General features: G+C 67.2%; 26 protein-coding genes, 2 tRNA genes and 1 other RNA gene. 12 read left to right on the forward strand and 17 right to left on the reverse strand.

Annotated features, from left to right (window positions below; genetic code table 11):
* The first annotated feature begins 198 nt into the window (after window positions 1–198).
* Window positions 199–984 (forward strand): IclR family transcriptional regulator, encoded by a 786-nt coding sequence (locus DMH03_RS41435; RefSeq protein WP_125797463.1) that lies wholly within the window; start codon window positions 199–201, stop codon window positions 982–984.
* Here DMH03_RS41435 and DMH03_RS41440 read toward each other — a convergent pair.
* The 3 genes from DMH03_RS41440 to ssrA all read right to left on the reverse strand — a co-directional run bounded on the left by DMH03_RS41440 (window position 972) and on the right by ssrA (window position 2,817).
* On the reverse strand, window positions 972–1,187 hold the full coding sequence (locus DMH03_RS41440; protein ID WP_065913043.1) for a hypothetical protein: 216 nt from the start codon (window positions 1,185–1,187) through the stop codon (window positions 972–974). The genes DMH03_RS41435 and DMH03_RS41440 overlap by 13 nt on opposite strands.
* Window positions 1,188–1,322: 135 nt before the next feature.
* Window positions 1,323–2,060: an alpha/beta fold hydrolase gene (locus tag DMH03_RS41445; protein ID WP_125797464.1), complete on the reverse strand. Its 738-nt coding sequence runs from the start codon at window positions 2,058–2,060 to the stop codon at window positions 1,323–1,325.
* A gap of 384 nt (window positions 2,061–2,444) precedes the next feature.
* Window positions 2,445–2,817: a transfer-messenger RNA gene (ssrA, locus tag DMH03_RS41450) on the reverse strand.
* 155 nt (window positions 2,818–2,972) lie between these two features.
* On the opposite strand from ssrA, the gene DMH03_RS41455 reads away from it, so the two are divergent.
* From DMH03_RS41455 to DMH03_RS41475, 5 genes are all read left to right on the forward strand, one after another.
* A complete protein-coding gene (locus DMH03_RS41455) occupies window positions 2,973–3,650 on the forward strand; it encodes a sensor domain-containing protein (RefSeq protein WP_125797465.1) in 678 nt (225 codons plus the stop codon).
* Window positions 3,647–4,786, forward strand: a complete 1,140-nt coding sequence (locus tag DMH03_RS41460) for a sensor histidine kinase (RefSeq protein WP_125797466.1) — start codon at window positions 3,647–3,649, stop codon at window positions 4,784–4,786. The genes DMH03_RS41455 and DMH03_RS41460 overlap by 4 nt, the downstream gene beginning before the upstream one ends.
* A gap of 52 nt (window positions 4,787–4,838) precedes the next feature.
* Window positions 4,839–5,480 carry a response regulator transcription factor gene (locus tag DMH03_RS41465; RefSeq protein ID WP_125797467.1) on the forward strand — a complete coding sequence of 214 codons (642 nt, stop codon included), beginning with the start codon at window positions 4,839–4,841 and terminating at the stop codon, window positions 5,478–5,480.
* Window positions 5,481–5,624: 144 nt separating this feature from the next.
* A complete protein-coding gene (locus tag DMH03_RS41470; RefSeq protein ID WP_125797468.1) occupies window positions 5,625–5,876 on the forward strand; it encodes a hypothetical protein in 252 nt (83 codons plus the stop codon).
* 93 nt (window positions 5,877–5,969) lie between these two features.
* A complete protein-coding gene (locus tag DMH03_RS41475; RefSeq protein WP_125797469.1) occupies window positions 5,970–7,295 on the forward strand; it encodes an acyltransferase in 1,326 nt (441 codons plus the stop codon).
* Here the strand turns inward: DMH03_RS41475 and DMH03_RS41480 are convergent.
* From DMH03_RS41480 to DMH03_RS41515, 8 genes are all read right to left on the reverse strand, one after another.
* Entirely contained in the window at window positions 7,285–8,181 is an 897-nt protein-coding gene (locus tag DMH03_RS41480) for an amidohydrolase family protein (protein WP_125797470.1), read from the reverse strand. The genes DMH03_RS41475 and DMH03_RS41480 overlap by 11 nt on opposite strands.
* The gene (gene smpB, locus DMH03_RS41485; protein WP_061981176.1) at window positions 8,178–8,660 is read right to left on the reverse strand and encodes an SsrA-binding protein SmpB; all 483 of its coding nucleotides are present in this window, start codon (window positions 8,658–8,660) and stop codon (window positions 8,178–8,180) included. The genes DMH03_RS41480 and smpB overlap by 4 nt, the downstream gene beginning before the upstream one ends.
* Before the next feature lie 52 nt (window positions 8,661–8,712).
* Window positions 8,713–9,606 carry a permease-like cell division protein FtsX gene (ftsX, locus tag DMH03_RS41490; RefSeq protein WP_125797471.1) on the reverse strand — a complete coding sequence of 298 codons (894 nt, stop codon included), beginning with the start codon at window positions 9,604–9,606 and terminating at the stop codon, window positions 8,713–8,715.
* Window positions 9,607–9,657: 51 nt separating this feature from the next.
* Complete coding sequence (gene ftsE / locus DMH03_RS41495; protein ID WP_005168409.1) at window positions 9,658–10,347, reverse strand: cell division ATP-binding protein FtsE; 690 nt, start codon at window positions 10,345–10,347, stop codon at window positions 9,658–9,660.
* 135 nt (window positions 10,348–10,482) lie between these two features.
* Entirely contained in the window at window positions 10,483–11,586 is a 1,104-nt protein-coding gene (gene prfB / locus DMH03_RS41500) for a peptide chain release factor 2 (protein WP_125797472.1), read from the reverse strand.
* Between the two features lie 66 nt (window positions 11,587–11,652).
* Window positions 11,653–12,153, reverse strand: a complete 501-nt coding sequence (locus tag DMH03_RS41505) for a PadR family transcriptional regulator (protein ID WP_125797473.1) — start codon at window positions 12,151–12,153, stop codon at window positions 11,653–11,655.
* Window positions 12,154–12,430: 277 nt separating this feature from the next.
* Window positions 12,431–12,504 (reverse strand) — tRNA-Met (locus tag DMH03_RS41510).
* An 85-nt stretch (window positions 12,505–12,589) separates the two neighbouring features.
* Entirely contained in the window at window positions 12,590–13,183 is a 594-nt protein-coding gene (locus tag DMH03_RS41515; RefSeq protein ID WP_125797474.1) for a TetR/AcrR family transcriptional regulator C-terminal domain-containing protein, read from the reverse strand.
* Between the two features lie 92 nt (window positions 13,184–13,275).
* Here DMH03_RS41515 and DMH03_RS41520 point away from each other — a divergent pair, with 92 nt between their 5' ends.
* Window positions 13,276–14,724, forward strand: a complete 1,449-nt coding sequence (locus DMH03_RS41520) for an FAD-dependent monooxygenase (RefSeq protein WP_125797475.1) — start codon at window positions 13,276–13,278, stop codon at window positions 14,722–14,724.
* A gap of 212 nt (window positions 14,725–14,936) precedes the next feature.
* Here the strand turns inward: DMH03_RS41520 and DMH03_RS41525 are convergent.
* Both DMH03_RS41525 and DMH03_RS41530 read right to left on the reverse strand, forming a co-directional pair.
* Window positions 14,937–15,010, reverse strand: a tRNA-Met gene (locus DMH03_RS41525).
* A 67-nt stretch (window positions 15,011–15,077) separates the two neighbouring features.
* Entirely contained in the window at window positions 15,078–18,071 is a 2,994-nt protein-coding gene (locus DMH03_RS41530) for a UPF0182 family protein (protein ID WP_125797476.1), read from the reverse strand.
* Between the two features lie 156 nt (window positions 18,072–18,227).
* On the opposite strand from DMH03_RS41530, the gene DMH03_RS41535 reads away from it, so the two are divergent.
* A complete protein-coding gene (locus tag DMH03_RS41535; protein WP_125797477.1) occupies window positions 18,228–18,776 on the forward strand; it encodes a PPA1309 family protein in 549 nt (182 codons plus the stop codon).
* An 87-nt stretch (window positions 18,777–18,863) separates the two neighbouring features.
* Here the strand turns inward: DMH03_RS41535 and DMH03_RS41540 are convergent, their stop codons facing one another.
* On the reverse strand, window positions 18,864–19,868 hold the full coding sequence (locus DMH03_RS41540) for a PDZ domain-containing protein (protein WP_199749237.1): 1,005 nt from the start codon (window positions 19,866–19,868) through the stop codon (window positions 18,864–18,866).
* A 203-nt stretch (window positions 19,869–20,071) separates the two neighbouring features.
* Between DMH03_RS41540 and DMH03_RS41545 the strand changes: the two genes are divergently transcribed.
* On the forward strand, window positions 20,072–21,421 hold the full coding sequence (locus DMH03_RS41545) for a zinc-dependent metalloprotease (protein WP_125797479.1): 1,350 nt from the start codon (window positions 20,072–20,074) through the stop codon (window positions 21,419–21,421).
* Window positions 21,422–21,427: 6 nt separating this feature from the next.
* Here the strand turns inward: DMH03_RS41545 and DMH03_RS41550 are convergent, their stop codons facing one another.
* The gene (locus tag DMH03_RS41550) at window positions 21,428–21,991 is read right to left on the reverse strand and encodes a M48 family metallopeptidase (RefSeq protein ID WP_125789290.1); all 564 of its coding nucleotides are present in this window, start codon (window positions 21,989–21,991) and stop codon (window positions 21,428–21,430) included.
* A 163-nt stretch (window positions 21,992–22,154) separates the two neighbouring features.
* Between DMH03_RS41550 and DMH03_RS41555 the strand changes: the two genes are divergently transcribed.
* The 3 genes from DMH03_RS41555 to DMH03_RS41565 all read left to right on the forward strand — a co-directional run bounded on the left by DMH03_RS41555 (window position 22,155) and on the right by DMH03_RS41565 (window position 25,661).
* Complete coding sequence (locus tag DMH03_RS41555) at window positions 22,155–23,189, forward strand: hypothetical protein (protein WP_125797480.1); 1,035 nt, start codon at window positions 22,155–22,157, stop codon at window positions 23,187–23,189.
* A 77-nt stretch (window positions 23,190–23,266) separates the two neighbouring features.
* Window positions 23,267–24,607, forward strand: coding sequence for an AarF/ABC1/UbiB kinase family protein (locus DMH03_RS41560; RefSeq protein WP_125797481.1), 1,341 nt, complete (start codon window positions 23,267–23,269; stop codon window positions 24,605–24,607).
* Window positions 24,608–24,749: 142 nt separating this feature from the next.
* Window positions 24,750–25,661, forward strand: coding sequence for a hypothetical protein (locus DMH03_RS41565; protein WP_125797482.1), 912 nt, complete (start codon window positions 24,750–24,752; stop codon window positions 25,659–25,661).
* 5 nt (window positions 25,662–25,666) lie between these two features.
* Here DMH03_RS41565 and DMH03_RS41570 read toward each other — a convergent pair whose 3' ends face one another.
* Window positions 25,667–25,846, reverse strand: a complete 180-nt coding sequence (locus tag DMH03_RS41570) for a hypothetical protein (protein WP_125797483.1) — start codon at window positions 25,844–25,846, stop codon at window positions 25,667–25,669.
* Entirely contained in the window at window positions 25,843–26,712 is an 870-nt protein-coding gene (locus DMH03_RS41575; RefSeq protein ID WP_125797484.1) for a bifunctional 2-polyprenyl-6-hydroxyphenol methylase/3-demethylubiquinol 3-O-methyltransferase UbiG, read from the reverse strand. Before DMH03_RS41575 ends, DMH03_RS41570 begins: the two co-directional genes overlap by 4 nt.
* Window positions 26,713–26,747 lie beyond the last annotated feature (35 nt).

Genomic DNA, 26,747 nt, shown 5'->3' on the forward strand with positions numbered 1-26,747 from the left:
GTCCCTATATCCACACACCCTGTACTCCGCGTAGCGATGCGTACTGACCGTGTGGATTTTGGTGCGTTGGATGACCAGAAATCCACACAGTCACCTGCGGAAAGAGAGCAAGGGACCTTTGCTACCGCTTCTCTCGACGTTGAGAGAAGCGATAGCAAAGGTCCCTTGCTACCGCGCCGAGCGAAACAGGAGGTCAGCATGGGTGAGAGCAGCGAAGTACCGGCTCTGCGACGCGGCCTCGGCATCCTTCGGGCCCTGGCCGCCCGGCCGGGTCCGGTGTCGGCGGCCGCGATCGCGCGCGAACTCGGTCTCCCGCGTTCGACGACGTATCACCTGCTCGCCGAACTGGAGGCCGCCGGTTTCGTGGCTCACTTGCACGCCGAGCGCCGGTACGGCCTCGGCATCGCCGCGTTCGAGCTCGGCTCGGCCTACCTTCGGCACGATCCGCTGGAACGGCTAGCGGTCCCGCTGCTGCGCAAACTCGCGGACCGGGTCGGCCACACCGCGCATCTCGGCGTGCTGCACGGCAACGAGTCGCTCTACCTGGTGAAAGAACGCCCAACGCGCCCGGAAACCCTGGTCACCGAGGTCGGCGTCCGGCTGCCCGGGCAGCTCACAGCGTCGGGCAGGGCGATACTGCGGCACCTGCCGTCGCCGCACGTACGCGCGCTCTTCCCGGCCGCGTCGGCGTTCGTGCTGCGCACCGGTCGCGGCCCGCGCACCCTCGCCGAACTACGCCGAACGCTGAACGCGGAGGGCAGGCTCGGCTGGGCGGTCGAAGACGGTCACGTCACCGAAGGATTCGCCTCGGTGGCTTGCCCGGTCTTCGACCACGGCGGCCGGCCGATGGCCGCGATCAGCGTGACCCTCCGCCACCTCTGCCCGGGGGCCGAGGGATGCGAGGAGACTTGGCCCGACCTCGCCGAAGAGGTCCGCCTGACCGCGGCCGAACTGACCACCCGGATCGGGGGTCAGGTGCGCTGAGCGTGCTTCTTCTGGACTCCCTCGAGCCCGAGCATCGCCAGTAGTTCGGCGCAGTCGAGTGCGTCCGAAGAGTGCCCGGCGACGGTCCTTGCGGCCCTGCCGTTCTGCACGGTGAGGCGGATTTCTTCTTCAGCCCGCACACCTGCCATGCGGCTCTGGTCTTCTGCGGGATCGGGACGACTGGAATGCCTAGCCCAGGTCATCTGCCACCTTCTTCCGGCCCTCCGGCGACACGGGGTCGGTTCGAAAGAGGGCCATGGTCGGACACTCAGCATGACATCCCACCCCGCGGCAGTTCCCGGCGCGGGTGAATTGAGACAAAAATGATCTAGTTTCCACTACTCTCCGTGATTCAAAAAGGACTCGAGCCGGGCATTGAACGGCTCGCCGACGTCGGGCACCAAATGCCCCATCCCTGTCACGCGATCGCGGACCGCACCGGTCCTGTTCGCGATCGCGTCGGCGATGATCTCGTACTCCGGCCGGTGGTCACCGGTGATCACGAGCATCGGGAAACCGGCCGAGGCCAACGCATCGAGCGGTAGCTCCGCGTCTCCCGGCGGCCGCATCCCGATCAGGGCACGAGCCCCGCGCCGCAGTGTTTCCGGCACCGGATCCGGGATCGGCAGTGGCACACCGGCAAGCGGGAAGAAGACCTCGAAGACCTCGCGAGGATCTTCCAGCGAGCCGGCGAGGAGCCGCCTCAGTTCGGCGTCCCACGCATCGACGACCTCGTGACCACGAACGACCCCGGCCGCGGGCGGCTCGACCACGGTGAGCGTCCGGACCATCTCCGGCCGCCGCGCGGCGGCGAGCATCGCGACGATCGCGCCGTAGGACAGCCCGACCAGATGCGCGGGCTCGTCGAGCACCTGCTCCGCGATCAGTTCGGCGTCGACCTCGAAATCCTGCACTCCTTCCGGCGATTTCCCGTGACCGAGCCGGTCCGGCGCGAGCAACGTCCACCGCTCGGTCAACGGACGCTGAGCCCGCCACGCTTCCCTGCCGCCGAGCAGCACACCGTGCACGAGAACGACGCGCGGGCCGGATCCCCACCGATGCACATGAAGCCGCATGGTCCCGACCCTATTCGCCGAAACGGGATCGACCTATGTCCGTAAGTGCATGATGTGCCGTCTCAGTGTCCCGGCAGGGGTGAATTCAGGCAGTCCGCTTTGGACGATTTGGACCTTTCCCTTCGCTGTAGTGGATGAGCCGCCGCCTCTCTCGGTGGACGTCTTCGGAAATGCATCTTCGCTGGCCACAGCCCCAACACTACACCTGATCGAACAGACGTGCGAGCCCGAATGTCTCAGTGAGGAAAGAATCCAAAATGCACGCGCAGAGAGAGCAGCGAAGCGTGCTTAAAGGCGCGAAGAACCGTAAGTCGCTTTAAGCGCCTTCGCACCCGTACATGAAGAAGCGGCCCTACCCCGAGGGGCAGAGCCGCTTCCGTCGACCAGTGGAGGTGCCGGGAATTGAACCCGGGTCCTCTGGCGTATCACCAGGACTTCTCCGTGCGCAGTCCGCTATGTCTCTACTTGGCCCCTTCAGTCACGCGAACAAGCTGAAGTGACGAGCCCAGCCACTGTTTGTTTCCCAACCACACCCCGTAGCCGAGTGTGGCGGTAAGCCTCCTAGCTGATGCCGGTGACCGGGTCGGAGGCGACCCCGGACCGACAGAGTTGCTCTACTGCTTAGGCAGCAAGGGCGAACTCGCGCTGGCTCTTAGGCTCGGCGCTTATTGGTTTGCGATGACGCTTACGGTGGTCTCTCGCCTGCACCGGCACGCTTCTCCTGATTCAACGTCCAAAGTCGAAACCGTTCACCCCCTTGTGGGATACAACCTCTACATCATAACTCGGACGGCAACCGGGTTATTCCCGCAGGTGGGGCTAGCCCCACCGGGGAGATGCCCGCGGGCACCATGTCGCCTGCCCCGCCTGAGGGAAGATGCTGGTCTCCTCGCACCAGAGAGGAGCACGACCATGAGTGCGCTAGCGGCCGAGCGGGAGCTGAGCAGGTCCGATCCGTCGTTCGGCGGCTCGCTGGTCTACCTGCTGATGAACCTGCCGATGGGCATTGTGGCGTTCGCGCTCCTGATGTCGTTCTTCTGGGTGGGCATCGGCACGGCGGTCGTCTGGATCGGGTTGCCGATCCTCGCGCTGGTGATCCTGTCGGTCCGCGGGGCGGCCCGGATGGAGCGCGCCAGGGTGTACGCGCTGCTCGATCGCTACATCGACCTGCCGTACCTGCCGTTGCCCGACGCGGGCCAGACCGTGCGGTGGAAGGCGCGGCTGAAGGACGCCTCGACGTGGCGCGACCTCGGCTATTTCTTCCTGCTCTTCCCGCTCGGGATCATCGAGTTCGTGCTGGTCACGGTGTTCTGGTCGACCAGTCTCGGCCTCGCGGGCCTGCCGATCTACTACCGCTTCCTGCCTGGCGGCGAGTACCGCTTCCCGACCTGGGAAAACGCCTGGTTCACCGTCGATTCGACGGTCTCGGCGCTGCCTTGGGCCGCTCTCGGAGTGCTGTGCATCGCCCTGTCGGTAGCGTTGACGAAGGCGCTGGCGGGCTCGCATGCCCGGCTGGCGACGGCGCTGCTCGGGCCGACCCGCGCCCAGCGCCGCCGTCTGGAGGATTCATGGGGCGAGGTTCACGGATGACGATCGACCAGCAGGTACAGCAGGTGGGGATTCCTCGGCCGCGGCCGTTGCGGTCGATCGTCTACATGATCGTCAGCTTCGTGTTCCGGCTGCTTCAGTTCGTTTTGATCGTCGTGGGCCTGGCGGTCGGCATCGCGACGGCGGTGGTGTGGGTCGGTTTCCCGATCCTCATGGCCACGACCAACTTCATCCGCTGGTCCGCCGACCGGGAGCGGGGCTGGGCGCGGACGATGCTCGAGACTCCGCTGGGACCGATCGAGCGGCTCCCCGTCGAGGGGCTTCCGCTGGTCAAGCGCTGGCTGACCCGGCTGACCGACGCGACGACGTGGCGCGACCTCGCCTACCTGATGGCGGCGTTCCCGCTGGCCTGCCTGGAGCTCCCGATCGCGATCGCGTCGATCGTGCTGCTGCCGATGGCGATCTGGGTCACCCCGTGGCTCGGCTGGCTGCACGGCAACCTGGCGTACTCGCTGCTCGGCCCGAACCGCACGCAGCGGCTGGAGCAGAAGGCCGAACGGTTGCAGTCGTCGCGGGCACGAGGGGTCGACGCCGCCGAGGCCGAGCGCCGCCGCATCGAACGTGACCTGCACGACGGCGCGCAGCAGCGCCTGGTCGCCGTCGCGATGAGTCTGGGCCGTGCGAAGTCGAAGTTCGACAACGACCCGGACGCCGTGCGCGAGTTGATCGACGAAGCGCACCTCGACGCCAAGCTCGCGGTATCGGAACTGCGCGATCTCGCCCGGGGCATCTACCCGGCCGTGCTCGGCGACCGCGGCCTCGACGCCGCCTTGTCCGCACAGGCCGCGAAGTCGCCGATCCACGTCGATGTCGAAGTGAACGTCGAGCCGAGGCCGCCGGCGGCGGTCGAGTCGACGGCGTACTTCATCGTCGGCGAGACGCTGACGAACATCGCGAAGCATTCGGGAGCGACCGAAGCGGGTGTGAAGGTGTGGCGCACCGACTCGATGGTCATCGTCGAGATCACCGACAACGGGCACGGTGGCGCCGAAGTCCGGCCAGGTGGCGGCCTCGCCGGGCTCGCCGACCGGGCGGCCACGATCGACGGTGTGATCACCGTCGTCAGCCCGCCCGGCGGTCCGACGGTGATTCGTGCGGACCTGCCGTGCCAATGGTGACCAGCTCGTGAGTGAATAGGCTCTGCCATTCACTCACGACGCTGGGGGCAGCATGCGGGTTGTCATCGCCGAAGACGCGGTTCTGTTGCGCGCGGGGGTGATCCGCCTCCTCGCCGACGAGAACATCGAGACCGTCGCGGCCGTGGACAACGGCGACGACCTGCTGCGCGCGGTCAAGGAGCACCGGCCGGATCTCGCGATCGTCGATGTACGGATGCCGCCCACCTTCACGGACGAGGGTCTGCGGGCGGCCCTGGGCGCTCGCGAGGTCATCCCGGGGCTGCCGGTTCTCGTGCTTTCCCAGTACGTCGAGGAGAGCTACGCCGTCGAGCTGCTGTCCGGAGGCGCGGGCGGAGTCGGTTACCTGCTCAAGGAACGCGTCGCGGACGTCGGGGACTTCCTCGACGCGGTCAAGCGGGTCGCCGGCGGCGGTACGGCCATCGACCCGGACGTCATCGCCCAGCTGATGGCACGAGGCCGCAAGAACCCCCTCGACGCCCTCACGGCCCGCGAGTCCGAGGTGCTGGGGCTGATGGCGCAGGGCCTGTCGAACACCGCGATCGCGAACTCGCTCGTCGTCTCGCACGGCGCGGTCGAGAAGCACATCGGCAACATCTTCGCGAAGCTCGGCCTCGAAGCGAGTTCGGTGGAACATCGCCGGGTCCGCGCGGTGCTCACTTACTTGGGTCGCTGACCTGGGGAAAGAGAGCAAGGGACCTTTGCTATCACTCCCCGGGCCGCTCCACGAAGCAGCCCGAGTAGCTCTTGGTGGCGAACCCGTCACTCACCTAACATGGGCAGACTGTTGGTGAGCGACGAGCCGAACCGAGGAGGACCCATGACCGGCAGGCCCTCCCACAGCGTCCGCTTCTTCGGCGGGCCCCTCGACGGCCGCGTCCAGGAACTCGGTGACACCGAACCGGTCGCGGGCACCGTCCTCAAGCATGTCCATCTGCACGACGGGCCGAAGATCGAGACCCGGTACGAACTCGGCCGCGCCAAGGACGACTGCTGGGAATTCCGGCTGTGCTCCGCCCCGGTCCCGGAGCCCGCGCCGCGGCCCGAACCCGAGCCGGATGGCGTGGGGTAGGGAAAACTCCACCTTCCGAGGGCGAAAACAGGAAGATCGATACGGCGGCCCGCACCGCTGTTTTCGCGGCCCTGAAGCACCAGGCTCTTTTCCATGCACACGAGCCAGAAGCAGGGCCGGGACAGGTTCCTGGACATCGTCCGAGCGGTCGCGATCCTCGCGGTCGTCGTTCAGCACTGGGGAATGCCGGTGCTCTCGTACGCCGACGGCCATCTCTCGACCGGGAACGCCCTCGCGACGCCCGGCTGGTGGGTCATCACCTGGCTCAGTCAGGTCATGCCGCTGGTCTTCTTCGCGGGTGGCGCGGCGAACCTGATCTCGCTGAGCCGCGCGGAAAGTTCCCGCTCCTGGCTCGCGGCCCGGCTCAAGCGGCTGATGATCCCGGTGCTGCCGCTGGTGGCCGTCTGGCTGTTCGTCCCGGACATCCTGCGCGGGATGGGCATTCCGGAGCAGCCGTTGCAGGTGGGCGGCGCGATCGCCGCGCAGCTGCTGTGGTTCCTGGCCGTGTACGTGCTCACCGTGCTGCTCACCCCGCTGATGGCCGCCGCGCACCGGCGCTGGGGCCTCAAGGTCCCGCTCGTGATGCTCGCCGCCGCCGTCCTCGTCGACGTCGCCCGCTTCAACGACCTCGGCCTGATCGGTTTCGCGAACGCGATCTTCGTCTGGATGGCCGTGCACCAGCTCGGTTTCCACTACACGCAGGGCCGTCTCGGCTCGATGAGCCGCAACGCCGCGTTGGGCATGTCCGCCGCCGGTTTCGGTATCACCGCGCTGATGGTCGCGTTCGGTCCGTATCCCGCCAGCATGATCGGCATGCCGGGCGCCCCGGTGTCGAATATGAGCCCGCCGACCGTGCTGCTGGCCTTCCTCGCGATCGGCCAGATCGGGCTCCTGCTGGCCTTCAAACCGCAGCTGAACGCACTCGCCGCCCGGCCGAATCTCGACACCGCCCTGAAGTGGATCGGCCCGCGGTTCATGAGCGTCTACCTGTGGCACATGCCGGCCCTGATCGTCGTCTCCGGTGTCGCGGTCTACGGCCTGGGTTACGAGACCCCAGAACCGGGTTCCGTGCTGTGGCTGACGATGGTCCCGGCCTGGCTCGGCGCCTGCGGGCTGGTGCTCTTCGGCCTGCTGCGGCTGTTCGCCCGGTTCGAAACACAGAGCTCCGGCCCGGCCTCGACGGCGCACACGCCTCAGCTGGTCGTGGCCGGCCTGGCGATCGCCGGAGGCCTGCTCGGTCTCGCCGCGCACGGTTTCGCCCCGCTGAGCGACGGTCTCGCGCAGGGCCCGGTGCCGTGGGTGGCGCTGGCGACGGGCGGATTCCTTTTGGCGGGCAAGCAGATCCCGGTCACGGAACTGGGGACGCGGCTGCTCGGCCGCGCCGTCTCGGTCACCGAGGTGGCGCAGCTCAAACGCTGAGCAGTTTGGCGGGGGTGTCGTGCAGCACCGCCCGCAGGAACGGCTCACCCAGGCGATCGTCGGCTGCCCAGCCGGCGATCGCCTGCAGCTGTGTGGCGTACGAGTACGGGATGTTGGGGAAGTCGGTGCCGAGCACGACGCGATCCGGGAACTCCGCCAGCAGGTCGGCCCAGTCCGGCGGAAGCGGGTTGCCGCGCGAGGTGAAGTCCACGCCGACCATCGTGGTGTCGAGGTACACGCGCGGATACTTCCTGGCCAGCTCGAACGCGAAGTCGATCTCCGGCATACCCGCGTGTGCCAGGACCAGCGTCAGATCCGGATGCCGCACCAGGATCTCTTCGAACAACCGTAGCCCGGTGTAGGCACCCTTCAACGGACCGTGTCCACAGTGGACGACCACGGGGACACCTGCGTCCGCCAGCGCGCCCCAGACGCCGTCCAGCAGCTCGTCACGCGGGTCGTAGGCGCCGACCTGGACGTGCGCCTTGAAACAGCGCGCACCCGCCCGCAACGCACCGTCCACAACGGACAATGCCGAGGGTTCCGGGTAGAACGTGCCCGTCGGCACGGCGTCCGGGACGCGTTCGGCGAACTCCAGCGCCCACGACGTCAGCCATTCGGCCATCCCGGGCTTGTGCGGATAGACCAGCGGCGCGAACTTGCGCACGCCGAAGGACCGCAGGGTTTCGATGCGTTCTTCTTCCGACGTGCGGTAGTGCACCGGCCAGGCCATGCCGTAGTGCTCTTCGGCCTGGTCGAAGTAGGCCCACACCTTGTCCATGACCGGTTTCGGCAGGAAGTGCAGGTGCAGGTCCACGAGCCCGTCGATGCCCAGGGCCGAGATCCAGTCAGGGATCTCGGCGTCCGAAGCGGGCCCGTGGATCAATCGTTGTACCGGCCCTTCAGCGCCCGGCCCAAGGCCCGGCTGATGGTGCGCTCCGCGTCGCGCTTGGAGATGTCCTGCCGCTTGTCGTAGGACTTCTTGCCCTTGGCCAGCGCGATCTCGACCTTGACCTTGCCGTCCTTGAAGTACATCGACAGCGGGACCAGGGAAAGCCCGCTCTCCTTGGTCTTGCCGATGAGCCGCTCGATCTCCTGGCGGTGCAATAGCAGCTTCCGGGTGCGGCGCGGCGTGTGGTTCGTCCACGTGCCCTGCACGTACTCCGGGATGTGCACGTTGCGCAGCCAGACCTCGCCGTCGTCCACCGTGGCGAACGCGTCGGCCAGCGATGCCCGTCCTTCACGCAGGCTCTTCACCTCGGTACCGACGAGCACGAGACCGGCTTCGTAGGTATCGAGGATGGAGTAATCGTGGCGAGCCTTGCGGTTCGACACGATCACCTTGTGTCCACGTTCCTTGGGCATAGCGGCGACTCTACGTGAGTTTCTGTGTTCGGGCAGGTGGTTATCGGGGCGGCTAGTGGCGCACGTACAGGCGCAGCGTCACGTAGCCGGTGATCGCGGAAATGATGACCGAGACGGCGAGCAGGATCGGCGCCACCGGGAACAGCAATTCGAGCATGCCGACCGCGGGGAACACGTCCCCGGTGAGCACCAAGTCGAGCAACAGCACCTTGGTGAGCACGAGGAACACGATGCCGATGATCGCACCGACCAGGCCGGCGACCACCGCCTCCAGGAGGAACGGCAGCTGCGTGTACCAGCGGGTCGCGCCGACCAGCCGCATGATGCCGACCTCGGTGCGCCGGGTGAACGCCGACACCTGGATCGTGTTGGCGATCAGCAGCAGCGCGGCGATGGCCATGATCAGCGCGGCGCCGAAGGCCAGGTTCCGCACACCGTTGAGCGCGTTGAACACGCGGTCCAGTGCCTTCTGCTGGTCGTCGACCTTGCTGACGCCGGGTTTGCCGGTGTACTCCTGGATGATCGCCTGGCTGCGCTCGGGGTTCTTCAGCTTGACGTGCAGCGACGCGGGCAGCGCCTCCGGTCCGGTCAGTGCGAGCAGTTCGGGCTGGCTCTCGAACATCTTCTTGAACCGCTCGTAGGACTGCTCGCGGTTCTCGAACACGACCGACTCGACGCCGTCGTTGCCCTGCAGGTCCTGGCGCAGCGCCTGGCAGGCGGACTGCGAGCAGTTCGGGTCACCGGAGCTGATGTCGTTGACCAGATAGACCGAAACCTCGACGTCGGCGAGGAAGTTGGCCTTCATCTTGTCGATCGTGCCGACGGCCAGCAGGCCGAAGCCGAGCATGGCGAGGGAGACCGCGGTGGTGAGGATCATCGCGATGGTCATCGTGACGTTCCGGCGCAAGCCGGTGACTACCTCGCTGAAGACGAAACTGGCGCGCATCGGGGTTGATGTCCCTTGGAAGTCGTGGGTAACGGAGGAGGGCGGGGCCGGTCAGCGGCCGATGCCGTAGACGCCTCGGGCGTCGTCACGGATGACCTTGCCGAGCTGGAGCTCGACGACCCTGCGCCGCATCGAGTCCACGATCGAATGGTCGTGGGTGGCCATCAGCACCGTCGTGCCGGTGCGGTTGATCCGCTCCAGCAGCAACATGATGTCCTGGCTGGTGTCGGGGTCCAGGTTCCCGGTCGGCTCGTCGGCGAGCAGCACGAGCGGGCGGTTCACGAACGCGCGGGCGATCGCGACGCGCTGCTGCTCACCACCGGAAAGTTCGTTGGGGAGACGGTCGGCCTTGCCGTCGAGGCCGACGAGTTCGAGCACCTCGGGCACGACCTTGCGGATCGTGGGGCGCGGCTTGCCGATGACTTCGAGCGCGAACGCGACGTTCTCGGCGACGGTCTTGTTCGACAGCAGACGGAAGTCCTGGAAGACGCAGCCGATGGTCTGCCGCAGACGCGGCACCCGGCGGCGGGCGAGCTTGGCGACGTCGAAGTTGGAGACCATCACGCGACCCTTGCTCGGCACCTCTTCGCGCAGCAGGAGACGCAGGAACGTCGACTTCCCGGACCCCGAGGGACCGATCAGGAAGACGAACTCACCTTTGTCGATCTCGACCGACACCCTTTCGAGGGCGGGACGGGTCGAGGTCTTGTAGACCTTGGAAACCTCTTCGAGCCGGATCACGGTTCGGCATACTACCCATGCCCGCCGTTAAGCCCGGGTAGCCCGGTCCCGGCGGCCAAGCGAGCAAGGGACCTTTGCTATCACTCTCTCCCGGAAAGTGATAGCAAAGGTCCCTTGCTCTCTCACGCAGGGTTGCTACGCGGCTCCGGACTGCTTGCGCCAGCGGATGCCCGCCTCGAGGAAACCGTCGATATCGCCGTCGAGCACGGACGACGGGTTGCCGACCTCGAACTCGGTCCGCAGGTCCTTGACCATCTGGTACGGGTGCAGCACGTAGGAGCGCATCTGGTTGCCCCAGCTGGAGCCGCCGTCCTTGAGCGCGTCCATCTCGGCGCGCTCCTCCTCCTTCTTCCGCAGCAGCAGCCGCGCCTGGAGGACCTTCATCGCCGCCGCCTTGTTCTGCAGCTGCGACTTCTCGTTCTGGCACGACACGACCACGCCGGTCGGGAGGTGTGTGATCCGCACCGCCGAGTCCGTCGTGTTGACGCTCTGGCCGCCGGGGCCGGACGAGCGGTACACGTCGACACGAATGTCCTTCTCGGGGATGTCGACGTGGTCGACCTCCTCGACCTCGGGCATCACCTCGACGTGCGCGAAGGAGGTCTGGCGGCGGCTCTGGTTGTCGAACGGCGAGATGCGCACCAGCCGGTGCGTGCCCTGCTCGACCGAGAGCGTGCCGTAGACGTAGGGCGCCGTCACCTTGAACGTGGCGGACTTGATGCCCGCCTCTTCGGCGTAGGAGATGTCGTAGACGTCCGTCGGGTAGCCGTGGCGCTCCGCCCACCGCAGGTACATCCGGAGCAGCATCTCGGCCCAGTCGGCCGCGTCGACACCGCCCGCTTCGGACCGGATGGTGACCACTGCGTTCCGCGGGTCGTATTCACCCGACAGCAGGGTGCGGACCTCGAGCCCGTCGATGTCCTTGGTGAGCGCCGTGAGCTCGGACTCGGACTCGGCCACACTGGCGGAGTCGCCCTCGGCCTCGGCCAGCTCGTAGAGGACGCCCAGGTCGTCGAGCCGCTGCCGCAGCTCGGAAATGCGTCGCAGCTCACTCTGCCGGTGGGACAACTGGCTGGTGACCTTCTGCGCCGCTTCCGGGTCGTCCCAGAGGTTCGGGCTGGATGCCTGTTCCTCCAGCTCGGCCACCTGGGCACGCAGCGCATCCAGGTCCATCACCGACTCGATCTGCTTCAGCTTGCCGGCCAGGTCCTTCAGTGCCGCATCGAACTCATCACTCACGTCGGCCAAGGTTACGGCAAAACCCACGACCGGTTGCGGGGAACCGGCCGTGGGCACCTGTCCGGGTCAGGACTGGGGGATGGAATCCAGCAGTTTCAGTGCCGCTTTCGCCTGCGCCTGAGCGAACTCGGCGACAGCCTTGGCGTAGGGGCCGTCGGCGGCCTTGGTGGCGACCTTGGCTTCGTCGAGCTGCTGGGTGTAGCTGGTGCGCGCCGACTCGAGCAGCGCCGAGCGCTGCTTCACCGTCAGCGAACCGGCGTGCACGAGACGCAGGATCAGCGGGCTGCGGAGGTGGTCAGGGCCGGCTTCGGAAGTCAGCCACGTCTTGAACGCCTTCTTGCCCGCCGCGGTGATGAGGTACTGCTGGCTCGACCGCGGGCCCTGCTTGCCGAGGCGGACGAGGCCCTCCTTCGACAAGGCGGGGAGCTCCCGGTACACCTGGCTGCGGGTCACGCTGAAGAAGGCGCCGAAACGCTCACCCGCCCCCGCGACCAGTTGCCCGCCCGTGGCGGGACCGTCGTGGAGAAGACCGAGCAGTGCGGCGGCTGTTGCATTCAATTCGGACACGTACTCTACGGTCCCACTTTTCGGAACCTGTGTCCACTGTGGTCAGCACATCTGTCCATTGTGGCTAGTGATATGCGCTCATTCGGCCCAACGGACTACGCCTGTCCACAAAGGACCGGACACGCTGCGCGACCGGCGACGGCCACGGACAGCGGCACACGTCCCCGTCCCGGCCGACAACAGCGGGTGATCGCCCTGAAGGGGGCACAGGGCACGGAACCGGAAAAGAAGAAGCGCGGATCTGCGATTTCCGCAGATCCGCGCTTCGTTTTCTCTGTAGCGGGGACAGGATTTGAACCTGCGACCTCTGGGTTATGAGCCCAGCGAGCTACCGAGCTGCTCCACCCCGCGTCGTTGTGTTAATAGATTACATGGGGGCGAAACCCGGTTTCAGGGGGGGTACCCCTTAACTCGGCAAAGGGTACTTGACCTGCCTTTATGACACGACTTTGTCATCCAGCCAGCCGAAGACGCCGTCGAGGACCATGGTCAGCCCGTCGCTGAACCTGCCCTCGACGTCCTCGTCGAAGACCCATGCCGTGGGCGTGGTGTCGTAACGAGGGTCGCGTTCGCCCGGAATCGGATAGACGGCCTGCTCTTCGATGGTGAAACCGACGACATAGCTGTAGACGGTGAACAACGCCCGGCCGGCCAGGTGCGGAGCGAGCCCCGCGTCGACGCGTCCTTGAAACGGATTGTCACCGAGAAGGCTGTCATCGGTAAGGAAAGTCCCGGAGAAGACCTTTGCCCCGTCACGGTAAGCAAGCATCATCCGGCGTAAACCCCGAGATGCCAGCTCGAGCGAGCCCCGCTCCCCCAAGCCTTCCGGCACCCGGCCCGGCATCGCGTCGGCGTACATCAGCGTCGCCATCTCGTCGAGCAGCTCCTGCTTGTTCTTCACGTGCCAGTACAGCGCGGGCGCCTTGACGCCGAGTTCCTGCGCGATCAGGCGGAGCGTCAGCCCGTTGAGCCCGACGTCGTTGAGCAGCCGGAGCCCGGTGCGGACGATGTCCTGCCTGGTCAGACCCACATTCAACCTTCTTCCCGTGAGAACGTCTTGACAATTTAACGATGTTAAGTGCACGCTGGGCGCAGGTCAATTTAACGACGTTAAGGAGTGGTATGAACAACCTGGGGACGGACGTGATCGTGGCCGGGGCGGGCCCCACCGGGCTGATGCTGGCCCACGAACTCGCGCTCGCCGGTGTCGATGTCGTGGTACTGGAACGGCTTCACGAACGCACAGGACTGTCGAAAGCGCTGAACGTGCAGCCTCGCACCGCGGAAATGCTGGCGCTGCGCGGACTTCTGGACGGCGTCGAGGAGCGTTCGTACGCGACGGTGCAGGACGGACATTTCGCGATGATCCCCGTCGACTACGACGGATGGGACACTCGATTCCCTTTCCAGCTGGGCATTCCGCAGGCCCAGGTCGAGGAGTACCTGGAGGAACGGCTGGCCACACAAGGAACGAAGGTGATCCGGGGTGCCGAAGTAATCGATTTCGTACAGGACAAGGACTCTGTTTCTGTCCGGTACCGAACAGACAGTGGCGAAAACCGGCTGCACGCGAAGTTCCTCGTCGGCTGCGACGGCTCTCGCAGCGTTGTACGCAAAGGACTCGGTGTCGACTTCCCCGGTGTGGACGGTGAAGGCTTCGGCGTGGTCGCGGACGTCCTGTTCGACAAAATCCCTGACGGTGCGCAAAAACAGTGGCGAACGATGCGGAACATCGGGCAGCCGACCGGCGCGACCACGTTCAAAGGCCTGATTCCGTTGGGAGAACCCGGTCTCTACCGCTTCGTGTACGGCGACCGGGCCTCGCGGCCGGCGGACATCCGGTCGGCCATCTCCCACGACGAAGTCAGGCAGGCACTGCTCGACTCGTACGGCGACTCCGCGACCGTGTCGGAAATCCGCTGGGCGTCACAGTTCTCCGACGCCGCGCGGCAGGCGGAGCACTACCGCGTCGGGCGGGTGCTGCTGGCGGGCGATGCCGCGCACATCCACTTCCCGGCCGGCGGCCAGGGATTGAACCTCGGCGTACAGGACGCCATGAACCTGGGCTGGAAGCTCGCTGCGACAGTGCGCGGCTGGGCCGGTGACGACCTGCTGGACACGTACGAGGCCGAACGGCACCCTGTCGGCGCCCAGGTACTGCACAACGTCGCCGCCCAACTGGGGCTGACTCCGCGGTCTCACGAGTCTCGCGCGCTTCGGGACTTTTTCGCTGAACTGACCAAGCTGCCCGAGGTGAACCGGTACCTGGCGGGCATGGTCTCGGGTCTCGGGATCCGCTACCCGACCTACGGGACGTCGCACCCGGCACTCGGCACGCGGCTCAACGACCAGGACGTCGCCACAGAGGCCGGTCCGCTTCGCCCGAGCACGCTCTTCCACACCGGCGACTTCGTGCTCCTGACGACCACTCAGGCCCACGTCGACGCCGCCCGGGCCCACTCGCCGCGCCTGACCGTGCAGCTCGTCACCGGCCTGCCGTGGCCCTCCACTGAGGCCGTCCTGTACCGCCCCGACGGCTACGCCTGCTGGGTCGCTGCCCCCACGCGATAGCAAAGGTCCCCCGCTCCCCCGGCGATACCAAAGGTCCCTTGCTCCCCCGGCGACACCAAGGGTCCCCCGCTACCTCGGGCACCTGCGCAACCGAACGCCCGGGGGTCCAGGGGGCGGAGCCCTCCTGGCGGGGTCCGGGGGTTCGACCCCCGGGTGAAATACGAAAGAGGCCCGTGTTCGCGTTTTCCGCGAACACGGGCCTCCATCCTCTGTAGCGGGGACAGGATTTGAACCTGCGACCTCTGGGTTATGAGCCCAGCGAGCTACCGAGCTGCTCCACCCCGCGTCGTAGCACCTACCTTACGCCTGTGTTTCCAGCAGGCGCAAAGCAGGTGCCCTTTAGGTAACCGACGTCACCCTCCGGGCTGGCCGGAGGTCGGCGGCGCACTGGCCGCCGGCGGGCTGGCCTTGGCCGACTCGTAAGCCTTGGAAGCTGCTTCGAGGGCGGCCAGGGCGGCACCCTGGTCGGCGTAGTTGCCGGATTGCTGGGCGGCGCGGAACTTGACCCAGGCGTCGTGCATGTCGCCCGCGGCCTTGTCGAGCGCCGGGTTGCCGCTGGCAGGCGGCTGCGGTGTCGTCGTGCCCGGCGGCGGAGCCGTCGGGCCCGGCGTTTCACCGCTCTGCGGCGGTTTGACCCCGGAGCCGGTGCCCGCGCCGAAGACCTGGTCGAGCGCTTCGTTCAGTGTCGGCGCGAAACCGATCTTGGTGCCGTAGGAGACGAGGACGCGGGCAAGCTGCGGATAGCTCAGCTGGTTCCGTTGCCGGATGTAGACCGGTTCCACGTAGAGGAAACCGTTGGCGACGGGCAGCGTGATCAGGTTTCCGTAGGTGACGGTGACGTTCGGGTTGTTGAACAGCGTCCGGTCCTGTGCGACCCGCGGGTCACTTTGGAATCTGTTCTGGACCTGCACGGGCCCGTCGACCTGGGTGGATCCACTCGCCCCTGTCGGCAGTCTCAGGACCCGCATTCGCCCGTAGTCTTCGGGATCCGAAGACACCGACATCCACGCCGCCAGGTACTGCCGTTGGAGACCGGTCAGCGAACTGGTGAGCTGGAACCGCGACTTGGTGTCGCCCGGCGCGGTCGCCAGGACGTAGTAGCCGGGCTGGTTGGCGATCCCGGAGGCCGACGCGTTCACGCCACCTTCCTGCGTCGGGTCCTGAGGAACGCTCCAGAAGGCCTGCTGAGCGTAGAACTCCGCGGGGTTGTTCACGTGGTACTTCGAGAGGAGTTCCCGCTGCACCTTGAAGAGGTCTTCGGGGTAGCGGAAGTGCGACCGCAGATCCGGAGAGATCTCGCTGCTCGGCTTGACCAGGCCCGGGAAGACCTTCTTCCAGGCGTTGAGCACCGGTTCGTTGTCCTCGACGCCGTACAGGGTGACGGTGCCGTCGAACGCGTCGACGGTGGCCTTGACCGAGTTGCGGATGTAGTTGATCGAGGAGTTCGCCTGGCGCGTGGTGCCCGTGAGCGAGTCGTTGGTCGCCTGGCCGAGCTGGGTCTGCTGGGCGTACGGGAAGTTGTTCATCGTCGTGTAGCCGTCGACGATCCACTTGATCTTGCCATCGACGACCGCCGGGTACGGGTCGCCGTCGAGGGTCAGCCACGGGGCGATCTTGGCGACCCGGTCCCGCGGTTCGCGGTTGAACATGATCTTGGATCCGTCGCCGATGGCGTCGGAGAAGAGAATGTTCCGCTCTCCGTACTCGGCGGCGAAGACAAGCCGGTTGAACCAGTTGTCGATCGGCACGCCGCCGGAACCCTTGTAGATGTAGGCGCGGTCGACGGCGGTGTCGTATTCGCCGGGCGCCTGCCCTGCCTTGCCGCCGACGATCGCATACGCGGCGTCGGTCGCGAGCTCGCCGTAGTAGATGCGAGGCTCGTCCACCTTGATGCCCGGCTTGTTCGGGTCGGTCGAGCCGGCGCCTGCCGGGTTCTGGGTGTCGCTGGTGGTGGCGATCGGGTAGCCGCCGTCGGAGTTGGCGTCCTTCAACGCGCGGTCGATCGTGTTGGCCGGCGCGGCGACGAAGCCGTTTCCGTGCGTGTAGACGAGGTGCTTGTTGATCCAGTTCGTCTGGTTGCCGGTGAGACCTTCGGTCTTGATCTCCTTGGCGGCGACGATGTAGTCCTGCGTGACACCGTTGAGGGTGTAGCGGTCGATGTCCAGCTTGGACGGGAAGCCGTAGAAGTTCTCACGGCCGACGCGCTGGGTGAAGGTGTCGCTGAGGACGTTCGGGTCGAGCAGCCGGATGTTCGGGACCGTCCCCTTGTCCGCCTTGATCTCCGCGGAGGTCGCCTCGGACTTGCCGGTGTAGTCCTTGTACTCGACGTTGGTCAGGCCGAACGCCTGACGGGTCGCGTCCATGTTGCGCTGGATCGACGCGGATTCCTTCTCGTTCGCGTTGGGCTTCACGGAGAACTGGTCGAGCACCGCGGGCCACGCGACGCCGACGAGGACGTTCGACAGGATCAGCAGCACCAACGCGATCGCGGGCAGCTGCAGGTTGCGCAGGAACGCACCGGCGAAGAACGCGACGGCGCAGATCACCGAGATGCACAGAAGGATCAGCTTCGCGGGCAGGACCGCGTTCAGGTCGGTGTAGGTCGCACCGACGAACAGCGGCGCTCCCCGGTCCGAGAGCAGCAGGTTGTAGCGGTCGAAGAAGTATTCGACAGCCTTCAGCAGCACGAAGATGCCGATGGTGATGGCGAGCTGGGCGCGGGTCGGGCCGGCGAGCTGGCCGCCCTTACCCGCGAGCCGGATGCCGCCGAAGATGTAGTGCGAGATCAGCGCACCGAAGAACGCGATGACGACCGAGATGAACAGCCAGCCCAGGATCCAGTTGTAGAACGGCAGGTCGAAGGCGTAGAAGCCGACGTCGTTGCCGAATTCGGGATCGGTCTGACCGAACGGTGTGCCGTTCAGGAACAACTGCACGACCTGCCAGTCGCTCTGCGCGGACGCGCCGGCGATGAGCCCGGTGAGCACCGGGATACCGATGCCGAACAGCCGGATCCGGCCGACGATCGCCGACCGATAGCGCGCGAGCGGGTCGTCGTTGCCGGAAATCGGCACGAAGACGGGCCTGGCCCGGTACGCGATCATCAAACTGACCGCGAGCGAACCTCCCACCAAGAGCCCTACGGCGAAGAACAAGACGACACGGGTGATCAACACCGTGCTGAACACCGTCCGGGCGCCGACCTCGCCGAACCACAACCAGTCGACGTAGGTGTCCAGCAGTCTCGCGCCCAGCAGGAGGGCCAAAATGACTACGGCGGCGATGATGAGCAGTATCCGGCTGCGCCGGGACAGCTTCGGCAGGCTCACGGGGGGCCGAGTGGCCACTGCACACGCTCCTGGTTTGGTGAACTTTTCGCTGGGGCGCGCGTACCGCGTGCGGCCCCTGATGCTCTAACTCTACGGATGCCGTCGGAAGTTCCCGGAACCCGCCCAAACCGGACTCGGAAGGCCGCCGCTCCGGCCGCCTGGAACGATGTGCCAATGGCATCGAGTGAGCAGCAGGGCGTGGCCGGCCTGGCCCGCGAAGTCGAGGAGTTCGTCGCCTCCGGAGGATGGGATCAGCCGCCGCAGTTGTTCGCGCTGGTCCCTACCGCGGCACTGCTGGACGAACAGCCCGAACTGGCCGGTCAGCTCGACACGTCGGCCCCGCTGACGCCGGTCGCCCAGGAGGCGCTGCCGGAGGGTGACCTCGGTGAAGCGCTGGCGCAGATCGCGTGGCCCGATCTGGTGCTGGGATGCGCGCTCGCGCAGGAGATCATCGTGCTGCCGCCGGACGCCGAAGCCGAGCTTCCGGTCGTCCCCGAGACCGATGCCGAACGCCTGCGTCAAGCGGCCGCCGACCACCCGCGCCGTACCGAAGCCCGGCTCGTCGCCGCTGTCCTGCGGGATGGCGCCGGAGCGTGCGTCATGCGGCTTCGCGGTGCCGGGCAGTCCGAAGAGCCCGGTGATGTCCCTGTCGACGAGATCATCGAGAACCCGGAGTTGGCTCCCAACCTGCTCGAAGCCCTGAGGGCGACTTTTCTGCCCTGACCTGCGAAAGAGAGCAAGGGACCTTTGCTATCGCCGGCCTCAAGAGTCGAGCCGGGCGATACCAAAGGTCCCTTGCTCCCCCGGCGGTCAGCAGGAGGCGGTGGGCCGTCCCGCCTTGAGGTTCTCGAGCTGCGCGATCGCCTCGTCCAGCGTGGCCACCTTGATCAGGTTCAGGCCATCGGGCGCGGCGGTCTTCGCCTCGGCGCAGTTGTGCGCGGGCACGAGGAAGTCGGTGGCGCCGGCCTCGCGGGCGCCGACCACCTTGAACGAGATGCCGCCGATCGCACCGACGACACCCTTCTCCGAGATCTCGCCCGTCCCGGCGATATGCCTGCCACCGGCGAGGTCGCCGGGCTCCATCTTGTCGACGATCGCGAGCGCGAACATCAGGCCCGCCGACGGGCCGCCGACATCCTGCAGCGAGATCTTCACGTCGAAGGGGACATCGGCGCGGTCCACTGCCGTCAGTCCCATGAAGCCTTCCGGGCCGTCCGGCCGCTGCGCGAGCGTGAGCGGCACGGTGCGTTCGGCCTGCCCATCGGACTTGAAAGTGATCTGGACGGTCTGTCCGGGCTTCGTCCCGTTCAGCGCGGCACGCACGTCGGTCGCTTCCTTGACCGTCTGCCCGTTGACCACCAGGAGCCGGTCCCCCGGAGCGAGCACCTTGTCGGCCGGACTGCCGGAGACGATCGTTTTCGCGAGCACCTTCACCGGGGACTTGCGGCGCAACGCGGCGACCTGAGCAGCGGTCTGCGAGTCCTGCAGCTGCTGGATGTTCTCCTGCCGGACCTGCTCGTTGGTTTCGCCCGGCTTGAAATACTCCTCGCGCGGCGCCAGCGCGTACCGGCCACTCGCCCAGAGCCCGAGCGCGTTGAACAGCGTGATACCACCATCGCGCAGGGAGACGGTCGTCATCCGCAGCTCGCCGGAGGTCTGGAAGATCTCGTGCCCGTTGACCTGGATCACGGACTGTCCGGCGGCGTCCTTGCCGAGCGTGTCGTAGGTCGGTCCGGGGCTGATCGCCACGTACGGCACCGGGATGAAGAACCCGACCAGCGCGAAGGCGACGAACAACGCCCCGCTGACCAGCAGCGTCCAACCGCGCCGGGTCAGTCGCCGCTCGGAGCGGTCCTGGTCACTCGCGGAGCCCGCACGGCTCCGCGCTGCTGTGGTCTGCTCCGAGGGCTCTGTCACGCGTGACAGCGTACGGTGACTGTGTTCGCTTCTCGGTGAAGGCCACGCTCATCACTCCACTTGACGAGCTCTGGATCCCATGACCCGCGTACGGTGGTGCCATGAGCAAACCCCCGTTCGGCTTCGGACCGCCCGATCCCGACAAACGAGGCGAGAACGAGCCGTCGGACTCCGGCGGCCAGCCCTCCGGCGCCGAGGCCTTCAATCAGCTCGGTCAGATGCTCAGCCAGCTGGGCCAGATGCTCAGCCAGGCCGGCAGCTCGACCGGACCGGTCAATTACGACCTGGCGAAACAGATCGCGTTGCAGAACCTCAGCAGCAGTGACGACAGCGACGTCAAGCTCGGCTTTTCGTCATCCAGCGGCGGCGATTCGAGCACGGCCGTCCGTGATGCCGCCCATCTGGCAGAGCTGTGGCTCGACGCCGCGACGATCCTGCCCGCCGGAGCAACGTCGACCGTCGCATGGTCCGCGCGCACCTGGGTCGAGAAGACCCTGCCCACTTGGCAGCGCCTCTGCGACCCCGTCGCCCAGCAGGTCTCGGGCGCGTGGGTCCAGGCCCTGCCCGAGGAGGCCAAGCAGGCCGCCGGCCCGCTCCTCTCGATGATGGGGCAGATGGGCGGGATGGCCTTCGGCTCCCAGCTCGGTAACGCCCTGGCTCAGTTGGCTTCCGAAGTGCTCACCTCCACCGAAGTCGGTCTCCCGCTCGGCCCCGCGGCCACCTCCGCGCTGCTGCCGGCGAACATCGAGAAGTTCATCGAGGGCCTGGAGCTGCCGACCAGCGAGGTGCTGGTCTTCCTCGCCGCGCGCGAGGCCGCCCACCAGCGGCTGTTCGCCCACGTTCCCTGGCTGCGGCAGCGACTGCTGGCCACCGTCGAGGAGTTTGCGAGCGGTATTTCCGTCGACACCTCGGCGCTGGAACAGCTCGCGGGCCAGATCGACCCGTCGAACCCGGCCAGCATCGAAGAAGCCATGTCCTCCGGCCTGCTCGAACCCCAGACCTCGCCCGAGCAGAAGGCGGCGCTGAACCGCCTGGAGACCCTGCTCGCGCTGGTCGAAGGCTGGGTCGACGTCGTGGTCGCCGAGGCGATCGGCGACCGCCTTCCGGGCGCGGACGCGCTCCGGGAGACGCTGCGCCGCCGCCGCGCCACAGGCGGCCCGGCGGAGCAGACCTTCGCCACCTTGGTGGGCCTCGAGCTCCGGCCCAGGCGGATGCGGGCGGCTTCCTCGCTGTGGAAGCTCGTCGGCGACCAGCACGGCATCGAGAAGCGGGACGGCCTCTGGTCCCACCCCGACCTCATGCCGACCGCCGAGGACCTCGACGAGCCGCTCGACTTCTCCGAACGTCTCGGCGACGGCGAGTCGACGCTGGAAGGCATCGACCCGATCGCCGAGATCGAACGCACCGAGCGCGAGAAGAACAAGCCCAAGGACGACGAAGACAACAGCTGAGGCACGTCAGTCCTCCGCCGCGATGCCCCAACCGGCGGCGGAGGACAGACCCTCCAGGTAGCCGATGGCGCGTTCGGTCTTGGGATAACGGCGAACGAGCTCCCAGAACGCCGCGTTGTGCCCTGGTTCTTTCAGATGTGCGAGTTCGTGCACGAGGACGTAGTCCAGCACCCATCCCGGCACCCGGCGCAGGCGATCACTGACCCTGATCGTCGCGTCGACCGGCGTGCAGGACGCCCACCTCGTCCGCATCGGCGGGACCCAGCGAACGCTCGCGGGTATCGCCTTTCCGTCCAGATACTTCGCCGAGAGCACGGCGCAGCGCGCCAGCAGTGCCTCGTCGGAGGCCTTCGGCGGCGAGGCCTGCCGCGGGCCCTTGCGCAGCAGTTTGCGCTGCATCTCGGCTACCCAGTGCTTCTCCTCGGCCCGGGTCATCCGGGCAGGGATCAGCACGACGAGGGTGTCCTCGTCCCAGTACGCGGTGACGGTCCGGTGACGGCGTTGGCTACGCCGTACCTCGACCTTGTGTTCGGGAGTGTCCGACGGATTCGTCGTGTCCCGGCCCCTCAGCGAGGGCGTCCGTGCTTCGACCACTCGACCACGGTAAGGCCAGTCACCGACAACTCCGAGGGCCGAAAGGTCACAGCCTCGAGTTGTCCACAACGGGGTCAACCTGTGGATAACTCGCGTTTTTCTTAGCGGGCGGTTAGCGGGCCGGTGCGATCCTGCGATCATGAACCTGCGCGAACCGGATCTGCGATCGATCATCCTGCCCGCCTTCCCGGCCCTGCTTCCCGGCCTGGAGGTGCTGGAACGGGGAAGCGGCGAGCTCCAGATCGGCCTCGACCCCGCACACGCGGTGGTGCTCACCGGGGTCGCCTCCGAGGTGGCCGAAGCACTCCGCGGACTGGACGGCACGCGAGCCGTGGACGACATCGTGCTCGCGCAAAGCGAACACGACGAACAGCTGCGGGACCTGATGACCGATCTGACGGTCCGCGGGCTCTTGACCGACGCGGGGCAGCCTCAGCGACATCCGAGGCCGAGGGCGGAGACAGGGCTCTGGTCGCTCCGTGCCCGCCATCATCAAGCGGCCATGACGGCACGTCGCAAACGCGCCGCGGTGGCGATCCACGGCGACGGCAGGCTGGCCGTGGCCATCGCCGTCCTGCTCGCCAACGGCGGGGTCGGGCATATCGACATCCGGGCGTCGGGCACGGTTCGCGAACGCGATCTGGGCTCGGGCTACACCGAAGCCGAGGTCGGCATGCCGCGCCGGGATGCGATGGCGCAGGTGGTGCGCCGCGCCGGTGCGGACACGTCGACCACCCGGCTCTACTCGGACCGTCAACCTGAGCTCGTCCTGCTCACCGACGCGGTCGTACCGGCCCCCGAAGTGGTCGACGAACTCGTCCGTGACGGGGTCAGTCACCTGCCGGTGCGCGTCCGGGACGGGATCGGCATCGTCGGACCGCTGGTGGTGCCCGGTCGCAGCAGCTGTCTGCGCTGCGCCGATCTGCATCGCGCCGCCCGCGACGATTCCTGGCCGAGGGTGGCGACCCAGCTCGCGGGACGCGTGCAACAGCCGGACCTGGGCGCCGTGCATGCGTGCGCCGCACTGGCCTCGGCACAAGCCCTCCGGCTTCTCTCCCCCGCCGATCAGGCGCCGCCCGCGTGGAACGCCACCCTCGAGATCGACTTCTTCGACGGGGCGATCCGCCATCGCGACTGGCCGCCGCACACCGGATGTGGTTGTGGCGCTCGGTGATACGCCGAGCGACGTAGCCCACACACACTCCCCCAACAGGCTGCGCGGGCGGAGTGAATCAAGGCAGAATCGCGAAGGTGACCGACTCCCGGAACGCCGAGGACCGTGAAGCCGCCATCCCCCGCAACGGGGCCGCGCGAACGGCGAAGCTGGCCAGTATCCCGCTCGGCATAGCGGGGCGGGCGGTCGGCGGCTGGGGCAGGCGGCTGACCGGGCAAAGCGCCGAAGAGGTCAACGCGACGCTGTCCGCAAAGGCGGCGGAGCAGCTTTTCGAGGTCCTGGGCACGCTCAAGGGCGGCGCGATGAAGTTCGGCCAGGCGCTGAGCGTCTTCGAGGCCGCAGTGCCGGACGAGATGGCCAAGCCCTACCGCGAGGCCTTGACGAAGCTGCAGGCAGCCGCACCGCCCATGCCCACCCGGCAGACCCATCGGGTGCTGGCCGAGCAGCTGGGACGCACCTGGAAGCAGCGGTTCGCGGCCTTCGACGACGAACCGGCCGCGTCCGCGAGTATCGGCCAAGTCCACCGCGCGACCTGGCACGACGGCCGCGAAGTCGCCGTCAAGGTGCAATACCCCGGAGCCGACGACGCCCTGCGGAGCGACCTTCGACAGCTCCAGCGTTTCAGCAGGCTGTTCCAGGCCTTCGTGCCGGGAACCGAAGTGAAACCGCTCCTGGCGGAACTCGCCGAGCGGATGAACGAAGAACTCGACTACCAGGCGGAAGCCCAGAACCAGCGTGCTTTCGTGAAGGCGTTCGAAGGCGTCTCCGGGTTCCTGATCCCTCGCGTGGTCGCCAGCGCTCCGAAGGTCATCGTCACGGAGTGGGTCACCGGCACCCCGCTGTCGAAGATCATCGCCGGCGGCGACAAGGAGATGCGAGACCGCGCCGGCCGCTTGCTCACCGAGTTCCACTATTCGTCGCCGGAACGCGCCCGGCTCCTGCATTCGGACCCGCATCCCGGGAACTTCATGCTGACCGCCGACGGCAGGTTGTGCGTCATCGACTTCGGCGGCGTGTCCCGGCTGCCCGAGGGGATTCCGCAGCACCTCGGCGAGATGACCAGGCTGGCGCTCGACGGCGAGTCCGCGAAGCTCATGCGGCTGCTCAGGGAGTCCGGCTTCATCCGGGCCGACGCGGATCTGCAGGCCGATGACGTGCTCGCGTACCTGGCGCCGTTCACCGAACCACTGGCGGGCGACACGTTCCACTTCACGCGCCGCTGGATGCAGCGGCAGGCAGGCCGGGTCGGCGACACTCGCGGCCGGGATTTCCGGATCGGCCGCTCCCTCAATCTGCCGCCCGAGTATCTGATGATCCACCGGGTGACCGCCGGATCGACCGGCATCCTCTGTCAGCTCGACGCGGAGATCCCTGCTCGCGCGATCGTCGAACGATGGCAGCCGGGCTTCGCGGCCTGAGAAGTTATCCACAGGGAACGGTGCGACTGAGCCGAAATCGGGTTCGGCCGGGCGAGTTGTCCACAACTTCTCGGAAGTGGTTCCACCCGGTCGGCCCAGCGGCCATCCTCGATTCATGGCCACTACACGAAGCGCCCGACTCATGGCGCTCAGTAACACCAGCGAATCCGGGATCATCACCAACCGCGAGCTGCGGAAGGCGGGCGTCACCGCGCGTTACGCCGCGAAGCTCTGTGGGCCGGGCGGTCCTTGGCGAAGGCTGATGCCGGGTGTGATCCTGTTGCGCGACTCCGCGCCCACCCGGCTTCAGCTCCTACAAGCCGCTGTCGCACGGTTCGGGCCGGACGTGGTGGTGACAGGTGCCGACGCGCTGCGCGCACGAGGCGTCGACTGCCAGGGAACACGGGAGGTCCATCTCCTTGTCCCCGACTATCGGCGCGTCCCGGCGGAGCCCGGCATGCTGCCCCGAAGAACCACACGAATGCCGCCGCCGACCTTGATCGACGGCGTCCCGTTCGCCCCGCCGGCCCGGGCCGCGCTCGATCTGGCCCGGCTGGAGCTCGATCCCGCGCGAATCGACGAGCTGATCTCGCTACCCCTGTACTGGGGTCTGTGCACGCTCGAAGAGCTCAGCGGGGAGCTCGATTCCGGTAACCGGCGAGGTTCGGCTGAGGTCCGAGCGGCTCTGCGGCGCGTCGATCCCGAAGAGACCTACGCGCACGGGCTGGCGAAAAAGGTCCTCAGCGGCTGCCCGCTGCCCTCGCCGTCGTGGAACACGACGCTCTGCGACAGACGAGGGCGTCCCATCGGTTCTGCCGATGCCTGGTGGGACGACATCGGTCTGGCGTGGCAGTTCCGCGCCCCGAAAGAGGGCGCCGCGAATTTCCACCCGCTGGCGCTGACCGCGACCGGAACCGTCCTGGTCCGCTGCACCATCGACCAGCTGAAGAAGGTCCCGATGGAAGTGGCGGCCGAGCTCGTCAGAGCGTTCGGCGAAGCAGCACGGACACCGCGGCCGAAGGTCCTCACGATCGGCCGGATCGACGCCGCCTGAGTGCTTCACCAGTACTCGTCAGGCAGCTTTCCCTCGATGTCACGGGTGTGGCGGCGAGCGCAGGCAGGGCACATCCAGCGCACGACGTTCTTCTCACGAGTGGAAACCCAGGCGAGCGTCTGCGCGGGCTCTTCGTCGACGCCGCGGATCCGGCCACACAAGGAGCAGCCGGGCTGATCGCTCACGATCGCCGTCCACAGTGGACCGTTTTCGCCCCCAACAGGAACAGATCCCGGCGTGCACCGAGGAAGGCGGGGTCCGCCGGATCAACCAACGCTGCCACGGTCTCGTGGTCTTCGGCGTCGAGGCGGTCGCCTGCCACCTCGTTCAGCCAGGTCACCCGTTCCAGGACGAACTCGCGCAGCAGCTCCGGCCCGGGCGCCGGATGGTGGATGAGGACGCCGAAGGAATCGACATCGTCGAGACCGGCCCGTTGGAGCGCGATGTTCCAGCCGTAGGGCAGGGAAACGGAACCGGGGATTCCTGCCCGCATCTCGGCGAACCACTCGCCGCGCGCGGCGAGCAGCCTCTCCTCGAGCCCGGGACGGCCGATGCCGAGATCCCAGGGAAGGCAGTTGAAGTCCAAGCCGCCCTCGGCGATGGCGACCAGCCCGCCGGGGCGGGCGAGCCGGGCGAGGGTGCCGATGGCCGTCTGCTGATCGGGTAGGTGATGGACCACGCGGGAGGCCCAGACCAGATCGGCGGGAGGGAGCTTGGCGGGCAACCCTTCGTCGGCCACGTCGGCATGGATCGTCTCGACGGCGGCCCTGTCCCCGGCGGCCGCTCTGACGACCTGGCGTGCTTCAGCCAGCAGGTGCTCGGTCGCGTCGACCAGCACGATCTTGGCGCCGACAGAAGCGAGCTCCTCGGCGAAAAGCACGCTCATCCCACCCGCGCCGCAGCCGACGTCGAGGATGGTCGGCCCCTCCGGCATGCCCTCCAGCAGCCGCCGGGCCGCCGCCCGCATCGGCTCGGCGTCGAGCGCCTCGGCCATGCGAAGCGATCGAAGCCGATCGGCCCAGTCGATGTCGTCATGCGTGTGTACGGCCATTCCCCCAGTGAACACCACGCCAAGCCGCACCACGT

It is taken from the genome of Amycolatopsis sp. WAC 01376, from assembly GCF_003947415.1.
In the GTDB taxonomy this organism is placed as follows: Bacteria; Actinomycetota; Actinomycetes; order Mycobacteriales; family Pseudonocardiaceae; genus Amycolatopsis.

Bases quoted from the DNA above. Each gene is read 5' to 3' on its own strand.
- DMH03_RS41575 (WP_125797484.1), bottom strand. From the start codon at position 26,712: ATGGCCGTACACACGCATGACGACATCGACTGGGCCGATCGGCTTCGA.
- DMH03_RS41455 (WP_125797465.1), top strand. From the start codon at position 2,973: ATGAGTGCGCTAGCGGCCGAGCGGGAGCTGAGCAGGTCCGATCCGTCG.
- DMH03_RS41545 (WP_125797479.1), top strand. From the start codon at position 20,072: ATGAGCAAACCCCCGTTCGGCTTCGGACCGCCCGATCCCGACAAACGA.
- DMH03_RS41475 (WP_125797469.1), top strand. From the start codon at position 5,970: ATGCACACGAGCCAGAAGCAGGGCCGGGACAGGTTCCTGGACATCGTC.
- DMH03_RS41565 (WP_125797482.1), top strand. From the start codon at position 24,750: ATGGCGCTCAGTAACACCAGCGAATCCGGGATCATCACCAACCGCGAG.
- smpB (WP_061981176.1), bottom strand. From the start codon at position 8,660: ATGCCCAAGGAACGTGGACACAAGGTGATCGTGTCGAACCGCAAGGCT.
- DMH03_RS41470 (WP_125797468.1), top strand. From the start codon at position 5,625: ATGACCGGCAGGCCCTCCCACAGCGTCCGCTTCTTCGGCGGGCCCCTC.
- DMH03_RS41435 (WP_125797463.1), top strand. From the start codon at position 199: ATGGGTGAGAGCAGCGAAGTACCGGCTCTGCGACGCGGCCTCGGCATC.
- DMH03_RS41535 (WP_125797477.1), top strand. From the start codon at position 18,228: ATGGCATCGAGTGAGCAGCAGGGCGTGGCCGGCCTGGCCCGCGAAGTC.
- DMH03_RS41555 (WP_125797480.1), top strand. From the start codon at position 22,155: ATGAACCTGCGCGAACCGGATCTGCGATCGATCATCCTGCCCGCCTTC.
- ftsX (WP_125797471.1), bottom strand. From the start codon at position 9,606: ATGCGCGCCAGTTTCGTCTTCAGCGAGGTAGTCACCGGCTTGCGCCGG.
- DMH03_RS41465 (WP_125797467.1), top strand. From the start codon at position 4,839: ATGCGGGTTGTCATCGCCGAAGACGCGGTTCTGTTGCGCGCGGGGGTG.
- DMH03_RS41445 (WP_125797464.1), bottom strand. From the start codon at position 2,060: ATGCGGCTTCATGTGCATCGGTGGGGATCCGGCCCGCGCGTCGTTCTC.
- DMH03_RS41460 (WP_125797466.1), top strand. From the start codon at position 3,647: ATGACGATCGACCAGCAGGTACAGCAGGTGGGGATTCCTCGGCCGCGG.
- DMH03_RS41520 (WP_125797475.1), top strand. From the start codon at position 13,276: ATGAACAACCTGGGGACGGACGTGATCGTGGCCGGGGCGGGCCCCACC.
- DMH03_RS41440 (WP_065913043.1), bottom strand. From the start codon at position 1,187: ATGACCTGGGCTAGGCATTCCAGTCGTCCCGATCCCGCAGAAGACCAG.